13 protein-coding genes, 2 tRNA genes and 1 pseudogene (1 of these 16 running past the window's edge) are annotated in these 19,625 nt (G+C 65.3%); 4 read left to right on the forward strand and 12 right to left on the reverse strand.

Annotation, left to right across the window (positions count from 1 at the left end):
- The first annotated feature begins 36 nt into the window (after positions 1 to 36).
- Positions 37 to 112, forward strand: a tRNA-Lys gene (locus tag EFAMC2_RS03455).
- 348 nt (positions 113 to 460) lie between these two features.
- On the opposite strand, the gene EFAMC2_RS03460 is transcribed toward EFAMC2_RS03455, so the two are convergent.
- Positions 461 to 1,489 carry an aspartate-semialdehyde dehydrogenase gene (locus EFAMC2_RS03460; protein ID WP_154027042.1) on the reverse strand — a complete coding sequence of 343 codons (1,029 nt, stop codon included), beginning with the start codon at positions 1,487 to 1,489 and terminating at the stop codon, positions 461 to 463.
- Positions 1,490 to 1,690: 201 nt separating this feature from the next.
- Entirely contained in the window at positions 1,691 to 3,010 is a 1,320-nt protein-coding gene (locus EFAMC2_RS03465; RefSeq protein WP_154027045.1) for an aspartate kinase, read from the reverse strand.
- Between the two features lie 189 nt (positions 3,011 to 3,199).
- On the opposite strand from EFAMC2_RS03465, the gene thrC reads away from it, so the two are divergent.
- On the forward strand, positions 3,200 to 4,684 hold the full coding sequence (gene thrC / locus EFAMC2_RS03470) for a threonine synthase (protein ID WP_154027048.1): 1,485 nt from the start codon (positions 3,200 to 3,202) through the stop codon (positions 4,682 to 4,684).
- A complete protein-coding gene (gene thrB / locus EFAMC2_RS03475; RefSeq protein WP_154027051.1) occupies positions 4,681 to 5,559 on the forward strand; it encodes a homoserine kinase in 879 nt (292 codons plus the stop codon). The genes thrC and thrB overlap by 4 nt, the downstream gene beginning before the upstream one ends.
- Positions 5,560 to 5,691: 132 nt before the next feature.
- On the opposite strand, the gene EFAMC2_RS03480 is transcribed toward thrB, so the two are convergent.
- The 9 genes from EFAMC2_RS03480 to EFAMC2_RS03520 all read right to left on the reverse strand — a co-directional run bounded on the left by EFAMC2_RS03480 (position 5,692) and on the right by EFAMC2_RS03520 (position 16,535).
- Positions 5,692 to 6,135 (reverse strand): VanZ family protein, encoded by a 444-nt coding sequence (locus tag EFAMC2_RS03480; protein WP_154027054.1) that lies wholly within the window; start codon positions 6,133 to 6,135, stop codon positions 5,692 to 5,694.
- A gap of 1 nt (position 6,136) precedes the next feature.
- On the reverse strand, positions 6,137 to 7,813 hold the full coding sequence (locus tag EFAMC2_RS03485) for a hypothetical protein (RefSeq protein ID WP_154027057.1): 1,677 nt from the start codon (positions 7,811 to 7,813) through the stop codon (positions 6,137 to 6,139).
- Positions 7,814 to 8,175: 362 nt separating this feature from the next.
- Positions 8,176 to 9,837, reverse strand: a complete 1,662-nt coding sequence (gene rho / locus EFAMC2_RS03490; protein WP_315985347.1) for a transcription termination factor Rho — start codon at positions 9,835 to 9,837, stop codon at positions 8,176 to 8,178.
- Between the two features lie 270 nt (positions 9,838 to 10,107).
- The gene (locus EFAMC2_RS03495; protein WP_187325125.1) at positions 10,108 to 10,794 is read right to left on the reverse strand and encodes a MarR family transcriptional regulator; all 687 of its coding nucleotides are present in this window, start codon (positions 10,792 to 10,794) and stop codon (positions 10,108 to 10,110) included.
- 380 nt (positions 10,795 to 11,174) lie between these two features.
- Positions 11,175 to 13,016 carry an arginine--tRNA ligase gene (argS, locus tag EFAMC2_RS03500; RefSeq protein ID WP_154027065.1) on the reverse strand — a complete coding sequence of 614 codons (1,842 nt, stop codon included), beginning with the start codon at positions 13,014 to 13,016 and terminating at the stop codon, positions 11,175 to 11,177.
- A gap of 178 nt (positions 13,017 to 13,194) precedes the next feature.
- Complete coding sequence (locus EFAMC2_RS03505) at positions 13,195 to 14,685, reverse strand: nicotinate phosphoribosyltransferase (RefSeq protein WP_154027068.1); 1,491 nt, start codon at positions 14,683 to 14,685, stop codon at positions 13,195 to 13,197.
- Positions 14,686 to 14,769: 84 nt separating this feature from the next.
- Complete coding sequence (locus EFAMC2_RS03510; RefSeq protein ID WP_154027072.1) at positions 14,770 to 15,084, reverse strand: hypothetical protein; 315 nt, start codon at positions 15,082 to 15,084, stop codon at positions 14,770 to 14,772.
- A 177-nt stretch (positions 15,085 to 15,261) separates the two neighbouring features.
- Positions 15,262 to 16,395: a radical SAM protein gene (locus EFAMC2_RS03515; RefSeq protein ID WP_154027074.1), complete on the reverse strand. Its 1,134-nt coding sequence runs from the start codon at positions 16,393 to 16,395 to the stop codon at positions 15,262 to 15,264.
- Between the two features lie 64 nt (positions 16,396 to 16,459).
- Positions 16,460 to 16,535: transfer RNA gene (locus EFAMC2_RS03520), tRNA-Ala, on the reverse strand.
- Between the two features lie 781 nt (positions 16,536 to 17,316).
- Here EFAMC2_RS03520 and EFAMC2_RS03525 point away from each other — a divergent pair.
- On the forward strand, positions 17,317 to 18,525 hold the full coding sequence (locus EFAMC2_RS03525) for a glycosyltransferase family 4 protein (RefSeq protein ID WP_261980028.1): 1,209 nt from the start codon (positions 17,317 to 17,319) through the stop codon (positions 18,523 to 18,525).
- Between the two features lie 473 nt (positions 18,526 to 18,998).
- On the opposite strand, the pseudogene EFAMC2_RS03530 reads toward EFAMC2_RS03525, so the two are convergent.
- Positions 18,999 to 19,625, reverse strand: a pseudogene (locus EFAMC2_RS03530) (amino acid ABC transporter ATP-binding protein) (it continues 114 nt past the right edge of the window).

Below are 19,625 nucleotides of genomic sequence, written 5' to 3' on the forward strand. Positions count from 1 at the left end.
TGCTTCTTTCGCTACGTTTACGTAGCTACTGTATATGGATCGTTAGCTCAGCTGGTAGAGCAGGGGACTCTTAATCCCAAGGTCCAGGGTTCGAATCCCTGACGATCCACCATCTAAAGTTGGGGCCGGAGATTTCGATCTCCGGCCTTTTCTATCTTACCTTCAAACACGACACAGCACTCCCCTCTCCCCCGATCACCCCAGCATCACGCACTGCTCGCCACGGAATACCTTGCGAGCTCGCAAGAAGGTTGCGGGACGCCTCAGTCCTCGAGGCTCAGTGGGCGCATGCTCGGCACCCACTGATAACAGTTCGGCAAAACCAATGTGTAAGCTGGTGGCAATGGGCGCAAGCCACATGCTCGCACACAAACCCGCACGCACGAGGCAACTCACGCGTACAAAATAGGGACGCCCCCATTGGGGCGCCCCACGCAACGCAGAAGCACCACGCCCGTCCTTACTTCAGCAGCAGCTCCGCGATCTGGACGGCGTTGGTGGCGGCACCCTTACGAATCTGGTCGCCGCAGCACCAGAAGGTAATGCCACGCCCCTCCTCCGGGTTTGAGATGTCGCGACGGATACGACCGACCCAAATGAGGTCCTGGTCGCTCGTGTAGAGCGGCATCGGGTAGCGGTCGCGCGCAGTCTCGGCGCCAAGGTCGTCAACGAGCTTCACGCCAGGGGCGGCAGCGAGGGCCTCGCGGGCGGCCTCGAGCGAAACCGGGCGCTCGAACTCGAGCGTGATGCTCTCGGAGTGGCTGCGCAGCACCGGCACGCGCACGCAGGTGCAGTTCACGCGAAGCTCCGGCAGGTGCATGATCTTGCGACCCTCGTTCTGCAGCTTCATCTCCTCGGAGGTATAGCCCTCGAACTTCTCGCCGCCAATCTGCGGGATGAGGTTGCTCGCGAGCTGGTCCACGAAGGCCTTCGGCTCGGGCATCGCCGAGCCCGAGCCCATCGCGGAGATCTCGCTCTCGAGCTCGGCCATGCCGGGTGCGCCGGCGCCACTCGCGGCCTGGTAGGTGCTCACGATCATGCGGGAGACGCCGCCGAGCTGGTGAAGCGGCCACGTGGGCACGAGGCCGATGATCGTTGCGCAATTGGGATTTGCGATGAGGCCCTTGTGCCACTTCACGTCATCGCCGTTGATCTCGGGCACCACGAGGGGCACGTCGGCATCCAGGCGGAAGGCGTGCGAGTTGTCCACGACGGTGGCCCCGCGCTTCACGGCCTCGGGCAGGAGCTCCTTGGCGATGGCGTCATCCGCCGCACCAAGCACGATGTCCATGCCCTCGAAGGCCTCGGGGCGAGCCTCCTGAATCTCGACCTCGCGGCCGTTCCAGGCAACCATCTTGCCTGCCGAGCGCGCGCTCGCCAGCAGGCGAAGCTCGCCCACCGGGAAGTTGCGCTCCTCGAGGCACTGCAGCATCTGGGTTCCCACGGCGCCAGTGGCACCCAGGATCGCGACGTTCTTCGTATCTGACATGGGTAATCCCTTCTGGTAGGAAGAGACCCGCGAACTCACGTCCGCGGGTCCATTAACCGTATCTGTAGCGCCCGGGCGAGGACTTCCCCACGCCCAGAGAGGATCATCCGAGACCCCGGGAGGCAGCCCTCGCCCTCCCTCATGCTTCAGGCACATGTGCGGAAGTCTGAGCTTACAACGCCCGCCGCGCGCCCGCCATCGCTACTCCGTCTCGTCCAGGAAGGCGTCGTAGACCACGCGGATGGTGCGCTCGAAGTCCGCATTGTTCACGCCAAAGATGATGTTGATCTCCTGCGAGCTCTGCGTGATGAGGCGGATGTTGACCCCCTTCTTGCCAAGCTCGTCGAAGAGGCGGCCGGAGGTGCCGGGACGGTTGGACATGTTGCGGCCCACCACGCTGATGAGCGCCAGCTCGTCGATGACCTTGACCTCGTCGGGCTTGATCTCGTGCTGGATGTCGGCCACGATCGCGTAGATCTTGTCCTTGACATCGGCGCCGTTCACCACGATGCCGAACGAGTCGATGCCCGTGGGCACGTGCTCGACGGAGACGCCGTAGCGCTCGAAGATGTTGAGCGCCGCAGACAGCACACCCACCGAGTTGGACATCTTCGTCTTGGAGACATGCACCGTGAGGAAGTCCTTCTTGCCGGCGATGCCCGTGATGACGGGGTCGCCCTCCTCCGGCTCGACGCGCTCCTGGATGATGGTGCCACGCTCCTCGGGGTGGTTCGTGTTGAGGATCGCGATGGGGATGTTTGCCTCCCGCACGGGGAAGATGGCCTCCTCGTGAAGGACGCTCGCACCCATGTAGGAGAGCTCGTGCATCTCGTCGAAGGTGATGCGACGAATGGCGCGGGGGCGCGGAACGATGCGCGGGTCTGCGGTAAGGAAGCCGGAGACGTCCGTCCAGTTCTCGTAGAGGTCCGCATTGAGGGCGCGCGCCACGATGGAGCCCGAGATGTCGCCGCCGCCGCGACTGAAGAGCTTCACGTCGCCCTCGGAGGTGGCGCCGTAGAAGCCCGGAAGCACGAAGCAGCCCTCACGGACCACGAGGTCGTGGATGCGCTCGCAGCTACGCTCCATGTCGAGCGTGCCGTCGTGGTGGAAGCGCACGTAGTCTGCGGCGTCGGCAAACGGGAAGCCGAGGTACTCGCTCATGAGCTGTGCGGTGAAGTACTCGCCGCGGCTCACGATGTACTCGGTGGAGTGCGTCTGGATGCCGGCCGCGAACTCGTCGAACTTCTCGGCCATGGGATAGCTCAGCTTGAGCTCGGTGGCGATGTCGACAAAGCGCTGCTTGATGTCATCGAGCAGCGGCGTGCAGTCCACATGGTAGGTGCGGTGAGCGTCAACGAGATACAGCAGGTCGGTTATCTTGTTGTCACCGGAGTTGCGCTTGCCCGCGGCCGAGACGACCACGAAGCGGCGGGCGTCATCGGACTCGATGATGCGCTTTACCTTCTTGAACTGCCCGGCGTCAGCGACGCTCGAGCCTCCGAACTTGGTAATCTTGATCATGTGGCTCCTTGTGCCGTCGCTAGGTTCCGGGCGCCCCGCCCCTCCCAACGTTTCCGCGAGGTCACGGCTGGCCCCCGCAGGTGCCCAGCCGCGCCTCCCACGCTATGATGTCTCACACAGGCGCCAGGCCCGGCAAAACCCGGGGATTGGCGCGCGATTGTGCCAACTCACGACGCGAGGAGAAGAGCAGTGAGTACGTTCTACCACAGCACGCGCTCCCGAAACGAATCTGTAACAAGCAAGCAGGCCATTCTCGAGGGAATTGCCGCCGATGGCGGCCTGTTCGTCCGCGACGACGTGGCCCTGGGCGCCCCCGCCCTCGACGACCTGCTCGCCGGCACCTTCCAGGACCGCGCGCGCCTCGTCCTCGGGCACCTCCTGGACGACTTCACGGCAGACGAGATCGCCGGTTGCGTGAAGGCCGCCTACGGCCCCAACTTCGACTCCCCCGCCGTCACGCCCGTCACACCCGTGGGCGCCGATTGGCTGCTCGAGCTCTGGCATGGCCCCACGAGCGCGTTCAAGGACGTCGCGCTCCAGATGCTTCCCCAGCTCATGCGCGTCTCCCGCGCCGGCGACGGACGCCGCATCATGATTCTCACCGCCACGAGCGGCGACACCGGCAAGGCCGCGCTCGAGGGCTTCGCCGACGTCGAGGGCACGGGCGTCTCCGTGTTCTACCCCAACGGCAAGGTGTCTGACATCCAGCGCCTCCAGATGGCCACCCAGCGCGGCGCCAACGTGGCCGTGGGCGCCATCGAGGGCAACTTCGACGACGCGCAGTCCCAGGTGAAGCGCATCTTTGCCGACCGCGAGCTCGCGGCACGTCTCGCCGAGCGCAACGTCGTGCTCTCCAGCGCCAACTCCATCAACGTCGGCCGTCTCGTGCCTCAGGTGACCTACTACTTCGACGCCTACGCCCAGCTCGTGGCCGCAGGCACCATCACCAAGGGCGACAAGCTTGACTTCTGCGTCCCCACGGGCAACTTCGGCGACGTCCTCGCCGGCTACTTCGCCAAGCTCATGGGCCTGCCCGTTCGCACGCTCGTTGTGGCGTCCAACGCCAACGACGTGCTCACCGAGTTCATCGAGACGGGCACCTACGACCGCAGACGCCCGTTCCACAAGACCATCTCGCCCTCCATGGACATCCTGGTCTCCTCCAACCTCGAGCGCCTGCTCTTCTACCTGTCCGATGGCGACTGCGAGCTCGTGGCCGCGCTCATGGGCCAGCTTGCGGACGAGGGCCACTACCAGGTGCCCTCCGAGTTGTTGGAGAAGCTCCACGAGAGCTTCGCCTGCGGCAAGGCGGATGACGCCGAGACGCGCGAGACTATCCGTGCCGCCTGGGAGGATGAGCACGTGCTGCTCGACCCGCACACCGCGGTGGCCAAGCACGTTCTTGACGGCCACGCCCGTGACGGCGTGGAGCGCGTGTGCCTCTCCACGGCAAACCCCTACAAGTTCTCCGCGGACGTCCTGGCCGCGCTTGGCCACGCAACCGAGGGCCTCGACGGCTTTGCCTGCATGGACAGGCTCTCCGAGCTCACCGGCATGGAGCCGCCCGCCCAGCTCTCATCCCTGCGCAACGCCGAGGAGCGCTTCTCTGACGTCGTGAGCGTCGGGGGCATGACCTCCTTTGTGGAGGACGCCTGCGCGAGGCTCTTCGCATGACGCGGGTAACGGTGCCGGCGACCTCGGCAAACCTCGGCGTGGGCTTCGACTGCCTGGGCGTTGCCCTGGACCTCAGGGCAACGTTTTCGATGAAGGAGGCCAACGAGCTCGTGGTCACGGGCTGCGAGGAGCGGTTCCGCGGACGCGACAACCTCGTCTGGACCACCTACCTGGACACCTGCGCCACGCTTGGCGTGAGCCCGCGCCCGCTCGCCATCGACATCCAGTCGCCCATCCCGCTCTCCGGCGGCCTCGGCTCGAGCTCCACCTGCGTGGTGGCCGGCGTTGTGGCCGCGCTCGACCGTGCCGACAAGGGCTGGGACACCGAGCTCGCCCTCGACCTTGCCACCAAGGCGGAGGGTCACCCCGACAACGTGGCACCTGCGGTCCTGGGCGGCCTCACGAGCTCCTTCGTGCGCGGCGCGGAGACCTTCTCCACGCGTATGGACGTTGCTGCCAACGTGCGCTTTGTGACGATGGCCCCACCCTATGAGGTTCGCACGGCAGACGCGCGCCAGGTGCTGCCGAAGGAGGTTTCGCTCGAGACCTGCGTCTGGCAGGTGGGCCGTGCCGTGGCCAGCGTCCGTGCGCTCGAGACGGGTGAGCTCAGCCTGCTTGCCGAGGCCTGCGACGACAGGCTCCACGAGCCCTATCGCAAGCGCCTCATCCGCGACTACGACGCACTGCGCGAGGCATCGCTTGCGGCGGGAGCGGCCGCCTTCGTCATCAGCGGCTCCGGTTCCACCATGCTCGCCATCTGCGACGGTGACGAGGCGGCACAGCACGTCGCCGACGCCGCGCAAGCTGTGGGCGTCGAGGGCCTCTGGGTGCGCACGATGGCGGCGAGCTTCGAGGGCGCGGTTGTCGAAGAATAGCCGCCTGAGGTAACCACCTGAATGGGCGGCGGCCCGGTCTAGTCTTGGGTCGGGCACCCCAGAGCTAGCGCAGAAGCTCGCTTGTCGAGGAGTAGCCGCCTGAACGGGCCGCCAATTTCTTTTAGAAGGTGCCTACCGGCGCTTTTTTATAGAGCGCACGAGCGCACCTAGCAGCAGGCCTGCGAGCATCCCCGAGAAGTCGATGAGAACGTCTGTGAGCTGGCTGCTGCGGCCGGGGATGAGCATCTGGATAGTCTCATCAGCCACGGGGACCGCGAGCCCAAGAAAGAGCTGCTGCCAGGGCACGCCCCCGTCACGCGTCGACGACAGCAGGACTCCAAGCACCAGGTACTCGGAGAAGTGCGCTACCTTGCGCACGATGAACGACATCATGGAGACGTCGGTGACGCCCGCGCCCTCGAGGAGCGGGCGTAGCAGGCCCACAACGAAGTCGCTCTGCTCCGTTGACTCAGGCCCAGCAAACAGTGATCTGCTCCAGATGAAGGCCACCCACGCAGCGACGAGCGCCCAACGCGCCCACGACGGCACGCGTCCCGACCTCGAACCTCTCGCCACGCTAGGCCCTCACGGCCGCGAGGTGACGGGCGCGGCGAAGCTTCGAGGTTGCGTCCACGTTGATCAGACGCGAGGTGGAGTCGTTCTTCGCCATGCGCGTGGCGGAATCCTTCATGTGGGCGGTACGCGGGAGCTCGGAGGTGCCACCATCAATGAGACGCAGGTAGTCGCGATAGCTCTTGCGAACGGCCTTGCTCTTGGAACGGTTGAACTCCTGGTCTACGAGCAGGTTCACATAGCTGTCCGTGTTGTTGACCTCAGGGTGACCCGCCTGCGGCCGGAACGACAGGAACTCGGTGCTCGGCTCGAGGCCCTCGGGCTCGTCGAGGGAATCGCCCCCGTCCTCGTCAAAGGCGGACCCGGAGAAGACGGGACCCTCCTCGGGACCCATCGCAACCTGCTCGTCGAAACGCTCGTCGAGCGCCGCGAGCGCCACGGCCCAAAGGTCCTGCTGCTTGTCGCTCCAGCGCTCCTCCTGATCGAGCTCCACCTGCGGCACGGCATGAATCTCCTCGCGAATGGCAGGGCTCCACGTTGGCTGGCTCGCCTGCTCGGGCGTCTGGAAGGCAGGGACCGCCCGCGCCGTCGGCTGCGCCGGATCCGAGGGGGCAGCAGAAGCCTGGGCGGCAGCCTCGGGCGCCTGGGCGGCAGACGTGGCCACAGGGGCACTTGCCTGACGCCAGGTGTCATAGGCCGCACGCGCCTCATCGACCGTCTGGGCGGTAAAGAGCACCGCGCTGTTGTCGGCAAGGCTCTCGTTCACGCCGGGGGTTCCGGCAAAGGTGGTCTGGCTCACGCCAGTGACCTGGGAGTCGCCAAGGGCGTCGTCCCACCACAGCTCACCCACGTCACCCACGGTGCCGTCGGCGCGTGTAATCACGGGCAGGCCGTCCATGTGCGAGGCCTCAAGGCGCTCGCCAAGCACACGGGCGACGCCCTTGGCACGGGACACCATGCGGTCTGCGAGCGTCCGCTTGCGCACGTAGGCCTGTGCCACGGCGGCGTAGTCATTGGGATCGCTGTCCTGAACAAAGCCACGGGGCTCGACTGGCTTTGCGGAGGGCTCCACATCGATGCGGGGAATGCGCGCGGCAACGGCGGGATTTGCCCGCTCGGCCTCGTGGGCGGCGGCGATGTGCTCGAAGGCGCTCTGGAAGACGTCGAAGCCTCCGGAGGCGTTTTCGCCTGAAGCAGGCTTGGCGTCCACGTTCTCGACCGCGGCAGACGCGTACGTACCATCCTCGTCCGCCGCGAAGGTATTCGGAGCGAACCCAGCCACAGGATGCTTGGGCATGACGGGGGGAACGTTTGCGAAAGAGGACGCGTGCGCACCGGCGGCACGCGGCATGGAATGTGTCACGTCAGCCGCAACGGCACTCGTGGCGTCGGCGTCTGGGGCCGTCTGCCAGGCGGGACCCATCGCACGCGCGTGCTCGTCAAGCACGCGCTGGGCCTGGGCAGCCTGGCTGCGCGCCTCCTGCGAGCGCGTGATGGCAAGCGTCGTGCCTGTGGCCACGAGGGCACCCACGGCACAGCCGGCAACAAAGGGAATGGCAGCGCCGGTCACGGAGAACTCGTGGCCTGCGAGCGTCAGGGCAGAGGCGGACACGGGACATGCCCATGCAGCCGCACCAGCCAGACCAGCATAGATGGCAGGATTTCTCTTCCCGCTCGTCATGAGATGCCTCCCCTAAAGGGCGACGAACACGCAGTCTCTCTTGCGACGACGGGCGTGCGGGCACAAGGCTCGCGACCAATCGGGCAACGGTGGAGTGGGTTTAGTCTGCGTGTGCCGTCGCTCGAACATATCTGAAGGGCTCGCACGTGAGCACGAGCTTGCAAAACTATACATCCCATCAATCAAAAAGACCAGGTAAAAAGATGGGGAGGACCAACCATCCGCAGGCTGGTCCTCCCCGTCAGGCACGGAGGAACATGTTCGCCAGGCGACGACGCGCGTGTCGGGTCATTCGCCAGGCCTACCGTATAAGCCGGCCTGGCAACCAGGCACAATCGCACAAGACAGTTCGTCCGCCTACGCTACAGCGCGTCCGCGTACTCGCTCAGCTGCGCCTTCTTTGCCGAGCGAATGAGGAACTCCTGGTTATTCTGCGTGGCGCGCAGGCCCTTGATCAGCGAGCTCTCCGCACGTTCCGTGTTGTTCATGTTGGCAAGGATGCGACGGATGCCCCAGACGAACGGCTGAAGCTCTGGGTCCACGAGCAGCTCCTCGTTGCGCGTGCCGGAGGCAATCGGGTCGATGGCCGGATAGATGCGCTTGTCGGCCAGCTCGCGATCGAGCTTGAGCTCCATGTTGCCGGTGCCCTTGAACTCCTCGAAGATGACCTCGTCCATCTTGGAGCCGGTGTCAACGAGCGCGGAGGCGAGGATGGTGAGCGAGCCGCCATTCTCGATGTTCCTCGCGGCGCCGAGGAAGCGCTTGGGCGGGTACAGCGCCGCGGAGTCAACGCCACCGGAGAGGATGCGGCCGGAGGCGGGAGCAGCCAGGTTATACGCGCGCGCAAGACGCGTGATGGAGTCGAGCACCACCACGACGTCGCGGCCCATCTCCACGAGGCGCTTGGCGCGCTCAATCACGAGCTCAGACACGCTCGTGTGGTTCTCGGCGGGCATGTCAAACGTCGAGGCCACCACATCGCCCTTGATGGAGCGCTGCATGTCCGTGACCTCCTCGGGGCGCTCGTCCACCAAAAGGCAGATGAGGTAGACCTCGGGGTTGTTGGCGGCGATGGACTCGCAGATGCGCTTGAGGACCGTGGTCTTGCCAGCCTTGGGAGGACTCACGATGAGGCCACGTTGGCCCTTGCCGATGGGAGCGACGAGGTCGATGGCCCTGCCGGTGATCGAGTCCTTGCCGTGCTCCATGACGAGGCGCTCGCTCGGATAGACGGGCGTGAGGTCTCGGAAGCGAGGGCGCGTGCGAATGGAATCGGGAGCAAGGCCGTTCACCTTGGAAACGCGCTGCAGGGCCGGATACTTGTCGTTGGGTCGGCTCGGACGCACCGTTCCCTCGACAAGGTCTCCCCTCCTGAGGCCAAGGTGCTTGATGAGCTGCTGGGGCACGAAGGCGTCGTCATCGCCAGGCATGTAGTTGCCGGTTCGAACGAAGCCGTACCCCTCGCCCGTGATGTCGAGAATACCCGCCGCGGAGCGGAAGCCCTCGGCGCGGGCAGCCGCGATGTAGACGGCCTCGATGAGCTCCGCCCGCTTGACGCCCACGTACTCGATGCCGAGGTTGGCAGCCTGGCTGCGCACCTCGGCAACCCTCATGGCCGCAAGGTCCTCGCGAGAGAGCCTGGGTTCGTTCAGAGACTGGGAGGGGCCATTGTTGCCGTGGCGCCCACGGCGACGGTTGTTGCCCTGGAACTGCTGGGCACGATCGCGATACCCGCCCTGCTGCTGGCCCCTGCCGGGACGCGCCTGCTGGCGTTGGGCGTCCTGGCGAGAGGGGCGCTGAGGCACCTGCGCACCCTCGCGCTGCCCCTGAGCCTCGTCGCCGGCCTGGGCCTTCTTGGGCCTCGGGCGCCGACGTCGCTGCGCGTCGCCCGCATCGTCGCCCGTATCACGCACGGCCTCCTGACGCGGGGCCTGCGGGGCCATGCCCTCCTCGGCCGCAGCCTTGCGCGGGCGGCCACGACGACGCTTCTGGGGCTGAGTGGCCTCGGGCTTTTCGTCTGTCACTGAGATGTTCCTTCGATTCGATACGACCTAGGGTCGCCCCGCCTGAATTGAGAGCAAGGACGGCATGCGAGAGGCAGCCTGGGTGCTTGGCGGGATGTCTTTGGGAATGAGCCGCTACGCGCGGCATGAACGGCAAAATGCCGTTTGAGCAACTATAACACATGCCCGGGAATCGAAGAAAACCCAAGATGGTCCTCGTCGTCCCTCACTGCGACGATTCCGCGACTTACATGACGAAGGTCCGAGAATCGAAGGAAACCCAAGATGACCCTAGTCGTCCCTCCGCTTGCGCGGCGTGTGAACATGAAGGGAGTTGATGTGCTCGGAAGCCTCCGAGATACGAACGGAGCCCTTCTCGGTCGCGGCAACCAGAGGACCGCGGCCAGCGGCGTTGCCAGCCGAGGCACGAAGCGCAAGACCGGAGTCGCACAGCGACGCGACGGCCATGGAGACCGTTGGCTGAAGAAGCCCGAGCTTGTCGACAAGCTCGCATACGGCAAGCCCCTCGCCCTCCCCATACGTTGCCAGCCCGAGCAGAACGAGGTCGGCAGAGGAAAGCGTCACGGAACCCATGGTATCCACGACGCGGCGCATGCGGTCGGGGGTGCAGCGAGAGAGCGGCATGCCGGGCTTGATTGAGGCGCACATGTCGAGAAGCGCCGAATCGAGACGAAGCCGCCCCTCCTGCGAGAGCGCGCAGCACACGCTTCGGCGGTCGCGCTCGCCGCTCGTGCGCTCGATAAGGCCAAGACGGGCAAGATGACTCGTTCGATGGGTCATCGTCGGCCTCAACACGCCCTGGTACTCGGCAACCTCCGAGGTACGGAGCGGGCTGGAGGCGTTTGAGAGATGGCACAGTATGGCCAGCTCCTCGAAGGTCAAGCGATCGGCATAAGGCATGCCCTGACGAACCAGCGCATACGCCCGGCGAACGGACAGATACTCTCTCACGTTCATCGAAATAACCCCCTTTTTTGACATCGATAGCATACGCTCGTCGGAGGGACTCGAGGGCGACATTTACTCGAGGGCGAGATGGGGGGACTCTCGTACGCTCTTGTTGCAAACTCGGGAAAACGCTTTTGTGACCTCGGCATACATGAGCATGCGATTGAGGATTTCATGAGCGTCGACGGTGAGGTCGTTTTCTCTGGGATATGGGCGCCCACATCGCCAAGGGCCCCACGAAGGCCCCGGCAGGACTTCCGAGGTCGTGCCAGCCTCTTCGTCGTTGCGACCATCCTCCGGCCGTCGCGCTCGCGCAAAAGGAGCACCCGCCCGGCGCAGGGCGCTCGGACGGGTGCAACGGCTTCCTTTGACGTGAGAAGGGAAGGTCCTTACATCCTCTCGGGAGCAGACACGCCAACGAGGGTCAGCGTGAGGGCGAGCACGCGACGAACTGCGTCGCAGGCGGCGAGACGTGCATGCGAGAGCGACGCATCGACGGGACGGCCCTCGCTCGGCAACACCTGGCACACGGTGTAGAAGGCATGGAAGGCACCGGCAAGCTCCTGCGCGTAGTGCGTCAGGCGGAACGGGGCGCGGTCGCGGGCGCAGCCCTCGACAAGGCCCGGGAACTCGCCCAGCTTGCGGGCGAGCGCCGCCTCGGTGGGGTCGGTGAGCACAGATAGGTCGCAGTCCAGGGAGCAGGCGCGCTCGGCCACGGCGTCCATGCCCAGCTCGGCCGCCTCGGCGTCTGTGACGCCCGCGGCGCGGCGCAGGATGGAGCAGATGCGGGCGTGCGCATACTGCACGTAGTAGACCGGGTTGGTGTTGTCCTGGCGCTTTACGGCCTCGATGTCGAAGTCGATCATCTGGTTGGAGCTCTTGGACACCAGGGTGAAGCGCGTGGCGTCAGCGCCCACCTCGTCCAGAAGCTCGCGCAGCGGCACCATCGTGCCCTTGCGCTTGCTCATCTTGACGGGCTGGCCGTTGCGCAGCAGGTTCACGAGCTGACCGAGCAGCACCTCGAACTTGCCCTCGTAGCCCAGGGCGTCGGTGGCGGCGCGCACTCGGGCGATGTAGCCGTGGTGGTCGGCGCCCCACACGTCGATGACGTGGTCGACGCGCTCGTACTTGTTCCAGTGGTAGGCCACATCGGAGGCGAAGTAGGTGTAGGCACCGTCGGCCTTCACGAGCACGCGGTCCTTGTCGTCGCCAAAGTCCGTGGAGCGGAACCACAGGGCCCCGTCCTTCTCGAACAGGTAGCCCTTCTCGCGGAGCGCGGCAAAGGCGCGGTCGACGGCGCTCTGGCCGTCGGCGCCCTTCTCGTAGAGCGAGCGCTCGGAGAACCACACCTCAAACTCGGTGCGCATGTCCTCACAGGTGTGGCGAATGTCCTCGAGCATGAGCTTGTAGCCGCGCTCGCGGAAGGAAAGCATGCGCTCCTGCGCGTCGGCCTCCACCCAGTTGGTGCCGTCCTCCTCCATGAAGTGCGCGGCCAGGTCGATGATGTAGTCGCCGCCGTAGGAGTCGGCGCCCAGCTTGTTGCGGAAGGCGTCCATGTAGGGGTGGCTCTCGGGGTGCTCGTCGGCCTCGTCGTCGACGAAGGCCTGCCAGTCGGCGATGAGCGCCTCGTGGGCGGCATGGGCGTCGAGGCCCTTGGAAGCCATGATGTCAGCAATCTGCAGGTAGCGCTCGGAGACCGAGTTGCCAAAGGTGTTCATCTGGTTGCCGTGGTCGTTGACGTAGTACTCGCGCTCCACGTCGTAGCCGGCATGCTCGAGGACACGGCAGAGCGAGTCGCCGAGGGCCGCCCAGCGGCCGTGACCGATGTGGAGCGGGCCCACAGGGTTCGCGGAGACGAACTCAACCTGCACCGAGGTGCCCTCGCCGAGGTTGGAGCGGCCGTAGTTGGCGCCCTGCTCGCGCACGGTGCGGAAGACGGCGTTGCCGGCAGCCTTGGAGAGGTAGAGGTTGATGAAGCCGGGGCCGGCAACCTCAACGCGCTCCACCTCGTCGGTCTTGGGCAGGTGGGCCACGATGGCCTCGGCGATGGCACGCGGCGCCTTGTGGGCGAGCTTGGCGCTCCTGAGCGCCACGGTGCTCGACCAGTCGCCGTTGGCGGAATCTGCCGGGCGCTCGAGGCCGAGGTCGCTCACCTCGAACTCGGGCAGGTCGCCGGCCTTCTGGGCACAGGCGATGGCCTCACGAACCAGATTCTCGATCGTCTCGACCACAGGGGTCCCCTCTCATGTACGCAAGCGGCCCCGAGGGGCCGCGAAGTTGCAGGTCTTGCCGCGATGCGGCTGGTTGAGTGTAGCAAAAGTGCCCGGGACCGCTCGCCTTAGGCAAAGGGCGAGCACGCCTCCGGGCCAGCCGGAACGACAGCGCCGCGGCGGTAGGGGCGAGCGTGCGCTAGAGCAGGCTCGCCTGCCCGGCGCCCGCGCGCTCCTCGCGGGCAAGCCTCAGGCGCAGGTCCGCAAGGCCCCGCTCGATGCCCACCGGATAGATCTGCGGGTTGAGGAAGCGGCGCACGGCCGGGTCGAGGTGCATGAGGGCGTCGCGGCAGCGGCGCTTGGCCTCGCCGAGGGTCCCCGCGGCACCTGTGGACTTCCCGCCCGCCACCACCTGCACGAGCAGCTCATGGGCCTCGAAGGCCGTGAAGTCATAGGCGCGCTCGGAGTCGAGCACGTCCACGGCGAGGCCGGGCTCGCCCGTGGCAACCGCGTCGTCCACGATCACGTCGCCCACGGGGCAGCCCGCCTCGTCCACGAAGCGGACCACGTGCTGGACGCCGGGGATGGTGCGCTTGTAGGCCATCTCGGAAAGCTTCATGACCGGGCGCCAGGCACCCTCGCCCGCCTTGCGGACGGCCGCGAGCTTGTAGACGCCGCCGAGCGAGGGCTGTGGGTCGCAGGTGGCGAGCTTGGTGCCCACGCCAAAGGAGTCGATGGGAGCGCCCTGGGCAAAGAGGCTCTGGATGGTGTACTCGTCCAGGTCGTTGGAGGCCGAGACCTTCACGTAGGGCAGGCCCGCCTCGTCGAACATCTCGCGCGCGAGCTTGGAGAGCTTCGCAAGGTCGCCCGAGTCGATGCGCACGGCGGAGAGCCGCTCGCCGACAGCCTCCATCTCCTTGGCCACCGTCACGGCGTTGGCGAGGCCCTGGCGCACGTCGTAGGTGTCCACGAGCAGGCAGCAGTTCTTGGGCATGGAGCGCGCAAAGGCCCGGAAGGCGTCGAGCTCGGAGGGAAACGCCATGACCCAGGAGTGTGCGTGCGTGCCAAACACGGGGATGCCGTAGATCTTGCCGGCGAGACAGTTGGAGGTGGAGCTGGCGCCACCCACGAAGGAGGCGCGCGCCACCGCCAGGCCGCCATCCGGGCCCTGGGCGCGGCGGAGGCCAAAGTCGGACACGGCATGCCCCTCTGCCGCCTGCACCACGCGAGCCGCCTTGGTGGCCACGAGCGTCTGGAAGTTCACAAGGTTCAGCAGGGCCGTCTCGATGAGCTGGCAGGCAATCACGGGGCCTTGCACGCGCACGATGGGCTCGCGGGGGAACACGACCTCGCCCTCGCGCGCCGCCCACACGTCGACGTCCATCCTGAAGGTGCGCAGCCAGTCGAGGAACTCCGACTTGAACATGGCTCCGCCACCGGGAGCCTCCACGCTCGCGAGGTAGGCGACGTCTTCCTCGGTATAGCGGAAGTTCTCAACGAGGTCGGCAATCTGGCCCGTGCCGCACGCCACCGCGTAACCGCCCCTGAAGGGGTTGTCGCGGAAGAAGACGGTGAAGCAGGCCTGGGCTTCCGTGAGCCCAGACTCCCAGAAGCCCTGGGCCATCGTGAGCTCGTAGAGGTCTGTGTTGAGGGACACGTCCGTGGGCCTTGTGATGTCGGTGAGCGACATGCTCTCCCCCTTCGTGGCGGCCGGGCCGCCCTGTGTGCCGCCAGCAGCGGCAATGGGACCATCTGCGGCTGTCCCCAAGGCCGGCTAGTTGTTGATCATCCCGCCGCCGACGACGAAGACCACGAACCACGCGATGATGATGGCCACCACGAGAAGCACGAGCTTCTGGGCGAGCGGCATCTTGAGGTCCTCGTCGGGCTCCATGTACTCGCGGGCGCGCTCGCGGCGCTGGGCATCGCGGCGCTCGGCGTCGGCGTCGGCCTGATCGCGGCGCAGGCGCTCGAGCTCGGCGCGACGCTGGGCATCGGCCCGCGAGCGGTCGCGCTGGGCCTTCTCGGCCCGCAGACGCTCCAGCTCGGCGCGCTCGGCGTCGCTGAGCGGCGTGTTGCTATCTGCCATCAAGGCTCCTTAGGTAACGCGCGCCGAGGTGCTGGCACCGGCGCGCCGATTTCTCATATGGTGCGGGGCGGGCACATCGCCAGGCGTCCCGCAGGCGTATTGAATAAGTCTATCCCTTTTGCATGCTCGGGGTGAAATCTGCAGCTCATCGCGATTTGCTAAGGACCAGCAGTGCCCTCAGGCATCAAGTTCCGGCCCGTCCACGCCCGTGGCGTCAAACGCGGGGACGAAGCTCTCAGAGACGGTACCGCCCTGCTGCCACCACATGTGCTCGAAGCCGAGGTCATCGGCATAGTCGAGGACGATGTCATACTCGTCGTCCCCCAAGGCGCGGCCCAGGTCTCCCCCACGCCGGCGGCAGGCCTCGTTGGGCGTGTACTGGTTCATGACGGAGATGTCCACGTCGTTGCCGGCAAGCTCCCACACTCGGTCGAGCACGGCCATGGAGTCATCCGTGTGGCCGGGCAGCACGAGGTGACGCACGATGATGCCGCGAAGCATCCGGCCGTCCTCGTCAAGCGCCCGCCCGCCGGCGGCGCGCACCTGCGCGAGCATCTCCGCGAGGCCAGCCGAGGCCACCTCGGGGTAGTCGCCCGCCGCCGAGAGCCTGCGGGCGAGGCCGCCGTCCGCGTACTTGAAGTCGGTGAGCCACACGTCGATGACGTCTGCCATGAGCCGAAGCGTCTCGACCGTCTCATAGCCCGAGGTGTTGCAGACAGTGGGCAAGCTCATGCCGGCGTCGCGCGCCGTGAGCACGGCCTCGCGCACCTGGGGCGCAAAGTGCAGGGGCGTCACGAGATTGATGTTGAGCGCCCCCTGGGCCTCGAGCTCGAGCATGATCTCGGCAAGGCGCGCCACCGTGACCTCGTGGCCGAAGTTGCCGGCGCTGATCTCGCGGTTCTGGCAGAAGACGCACTTGAGGGGGCAACCCGAGAAGAAGATGGCGCCCGAGCCCGTCTCGCCCGAGATGGGCGGCTCCTCCCAGAAGTGAAGGGCCGCGCGGGCGATACGCAAGGTGGCGTTGGCGCCGCAGGCACCGCGGGCACCGGCGCTGCGGGCCGCACCGCACGCGCGCGGGCAGAGCGTGCAGTGCGCGTAGGCAGTGGGGCCAGCCGAGACGGCTGGCCCCGCCAACCCCACAGTGCCAGCCGCCTCGGCAGAGCCGGCACCGATGCCGCCGCCCGCGCCAGCCGTTCCGGCGACTCCGCCCGTATTCCCGACGCCAATGCCGGCACCAATGCCGCCGCCCGCGACAGCCGTCCCGGCGACTCCGCCCGCCACCTCAGTGCCCTTGTCGGTACTATCGCCCATGAACGTGGCCCTCCATACACATACAAAAAGAGCGGACCACAATGTGGCCCGCTCTCATAATCACTGGTGGAGACGAAGGGAATCGAACCCTCGGCCTCTGCCATGCGACGGCAGCGCTCTCCCAGCTGAGCTACGTCCCCAGGCGCGTTTGCGCAAGGGCTAGTATACCGTGAGTTCCCAGAGAGTCAAACGAAATTTTTCAATCTTGGACCGCGGAAGCTTCCCCATCGCGAATCAGGAAGGCTCTTCTCCACGGGGCACAAAGCACCGTTGAGAATTGTGGGGCGTAGTGTTCCCGCGCAAGCCGTAAAGCCCGATCGAAGGCCGCGAGGTCATGAACCGCACCCCAAGCCACGAAGCCCAGGGAGCATCACGAAATAGCTTATGGCCGCAACATCAGGAAAGAAAAAGGGCGACGCCGCCAAAACAACGTCGCCCCCCGCAGGTGCGATAATGAACCCACCTCTCAAAAGGTGGGTGCCCTCACCGTCTGTTCCAGCTTCCTCACCAGCGGAGGATGCCTGTACTGGGATCGGCATGTGGGCTCCCAGGAAACGCTTGTCGGTTCACCCAGTTTGCCCTGCGGGGGACTGACATCACTCACTATACGGATGCCATTCGTCGTTTCCAGTCTTGACATGCGCCTTACGTAGTGTTGTTTGCCCTTGACACCAATAAGATGCAGCTAAACGGCGCGATACGACACATTTTCACTTTCAGGGAGAGTGGCTGGCAAGCCATGTCGTTCGACCCGAGCTCCTTCCACCCGCCACGCCCCAACCCCCGGAGAAACTGATTCTGCCCCGGCTGGTATCATGTTAAAGATTTGTCAGTTCCACGATGACGAGCGCCTCCCAGGCGAGGGCCCGGTCGTGTGGCTTCGGGAGGTTGCCCGTTTTGGTCGAGTGGTGGATACCCTACGTGTGCCTGTTCGTCACGACCCTTGTCGTGACCCTCGCGCTCACGCCGCTCGCGGGCAAGCTCGCCTGGAAGCTCGGGGCGGTGGACCGCCCGAGCAAGCGCCGCATCAACAAGAAGGCCACGCCTCGCATGGGCGGCGTCGCCATCTTCGTCGCGCTCATCGCGGCGGTGGCCGTTCAATACGTTGGTACCACGCAGCTGGGATGGCCCGTGGTGCTGCTCCCCGGGCGCTTCATGACGGTCAACTACTACATGCTCGCCGCCTCGTTCCTCGTCATCTTCCTCACGGGCGCCATTGACGACGTCTTCCAGCTGAAGCCGCTGGCGAAGCTCGCGGGCCAGGTGCTCGCCGCGGGCATCGCCGTTGCCGGAGGCCTTACGGTTGGCATCATCGTGAACCCGCTTGGGGGCGAGTTCTCACTCGGATGGGCCGCCTACCCCATCACGGTGATCTACCTCGTTGCCTACGTGAACATCATCAACCTCATCGACGGGCTCGACGGGCTCGCCTCGGGCATCACGTTCATCTCCTGCATGACGATGTTCCTCATGGCCACCATGTCCGGCAGGCTCGACGCCGCAGCCCTGGCCATCTCGGCTGCGGGCGCCACGCTCGGGTTCCTTCGCTACAACTTCAACCCCGCCTCAATCTTCCTCGGTGACTCGGGCTCGCTGCTGCTGGGTTTCTCACTTGGCACCATTTCGCTGCTCAACGTCACGCGCATGGCAGGCCTCACCACGATGATTCTTCCGCTCGTGATTTCCTTTGTGCCTATCGTCGACACACTCTCGGCCATCATCCGCCGCAAGCGCGCACACGTGAGCGTGGGCCACGCCGACAAGGGCCACATCCACCACAGGCTCATCTCCGACGGCTACAACCAGCGTCAGGCAGTGCTGTTCATCTATGCCTGGACCACCATGCTGTGCGCCGGCGCCGTACTCATGACGCAGGTGGAGACCATGCCGCGTATCCTCATCTTCTGCGTGCTCATTGGCGTGTCGTTTGCCTTCGCCGCGCACCTCAAGCTGTTCGAGCCGGTCTTGCGCCATCACTACAACCCCAAGAGCGGCGAGGACGAACTCGTGGACCCCACGGACCCCGCCTTTGCCGTCGAGGAGCAGAAGGCCGAGCGTAAGGCGGAGAAGCGCCGCGAGCAGGTAGTCGATGCCCTGCTCGGTCACGAGGATGACGATAAGACCGAGTAGCACGCAGAACCAAGGGAACCTTTCGCCATATTTGTTGTCTAGTTTTGGAACGCAGGTTAGACACAAGTTCGACGGCATATTGTCACTTAATATAGCTGCAGTTATACATTTTTAAATTTCTTTGTTATAACCACATCCGGAGATAGACAACAAATTCAGGCACATGTTTCTCAGACAATCCCCCAGACATAATCTTCCGGTCGTTTGAAGAGACCCCGCAAGTCTACAACGCCCCCAATTCCCGGCAATTCGCCCGCGCACCTTCAATAACCATCTGTGTGCTCTTATTCACCCGCGTGCCATCGGGGCTCAGATACTCTTGACATGGTGATGGCAAGGAATCGATTCGCACTTCGAGTTGTTTCTTGCGAACAGTTGTCTCAGGGAATACATCCAACTTGTTTTGTAAAACGGCCCCGGTTCCATCACCGGGGCCGCACACTAGATACGCAATGGGAACAGGTCGCAGCGGTCTAGAGCACCTTGGACAGGAAGCTCTTGGTGCGCTCGTTCCTCGGGTGGTCGATGACCTCCTGGGGCGTGCCCTGCTCCTGGATGACACCCTGGTCAACGAAGACCACGCGGTCGGCCACGTCGTGGGCAAAACCCATCTCGTGCGTGACACAGACCATCGTCATGCCCTCGTTGGCAAGCTCGCGCATGACGTCGAGGACCTCGCAGACCATCTCGGGGTCCAAGGCGCTCGTAGGCTCATCGAAGAGCATGATATCCGGGTCCATGCACAGGGCGCGGGCAATGGCCACACGCTGCTGCTGACCGCCGGAGAGCGACTTGGGCATCGCGTCGACCTTGTCCGCAAGCCCAACGCGAGAAAGCAGCTCGAGGGCCTTCTTCTCGGCCTCCTCCTTGGTTTTGAGCTTGAGCTCGACCGGCGCCCACATCAGGTTCTCCTTCACCGTCTTATGCGGGAAGAGGTTGAACTGCTGGAACACCATGCCCATGTGGCGACGGATGCGGTCGACGTCGGCCTTGGGGTCAGTGATGGACTCGCCGTCGACGAGAATCTCGCCGGAGGTGGCCTCCTCGAGGCGGTTCAGGCAGCGCAGGAACGTGGACTTGCCGGAGCCGGAGGGGCCGAT

The sequence above is a fragment of the Olsenella uli genome, from assembly GCF_901212655.1.
In the GTDB taxonomy this organism is placed as follows: Bacteria; Actinomycetota; Coriobacteriia; order Coriobacteriales; family Atopobiaceae; genus Parolsenella; species Parolsenella uli_A.

What these genes read in the sequence shown, in the direction of transcription:
- EFAMC2_RS03460 (WP_154027042.1), bottom strand. Translation starts at nt 1,489, where the DNA reads ATGTCAGATACGAAGAACGTCGCGATCCTGGGTGCCACTGGCGCCGTG.
- EFAMC2_RS03465 (WP_154027045.1), bottom strand. Translation starts at nt 3,010, where the DNA reads ATGATCAAGATTACCAAGTTCGGAGGCTCGAGCGTCGCTGACGCCGGG.
- thrB (WP_154027051.1), top strand. Translation starts at nt 4,681, where the DNA reads ATGACGCGGGTAACGGTGCCGGCGACCTCGGCAAACCTCGGCGTGGGC.
- EFAMC2_RS03485 (WP_154027057.1), bottom strand. Translation starts at nt 7,813, where the DNA reads ATGACGAGCGGGAAGAGAAATCCTGCCATCTATGCTGGTCTGGCTGGT.
- EFAMC2_RS03495 (WP_187325125.1), bottom strand. Translation starts at nt 10,794, where the DNA reads ATGAACGTGAGAGAGTATCTGTCCGTTCGCCGGGCGTATGCGCTGGTT.
- EFAMC2_RS03505 (WP_154027068.1), bottom strand. Translation starts at nt 14,685, where the DNA reads ATGTCGCTCACCGACATCACAAGGCCCACGGACGTGTCCCTCAACACA.
- EFAMC2_RS03510 (WP_154027072.1), bottom strand. Translation starts at nt 15,084, where the DNA reads ATGGCAGATAGCAACACGCCGCTCAGCGACGCCGAGCGCGCCGAGCTG.
- EFAMC2_RS03515 (WP_154027074.1), bottom strand. Translation starts at nt 16,395, where the DNA reads ATGGGCGATAGTACCGACAAGGGCACTGAGGTGGCGGGCGGAGTCGCC.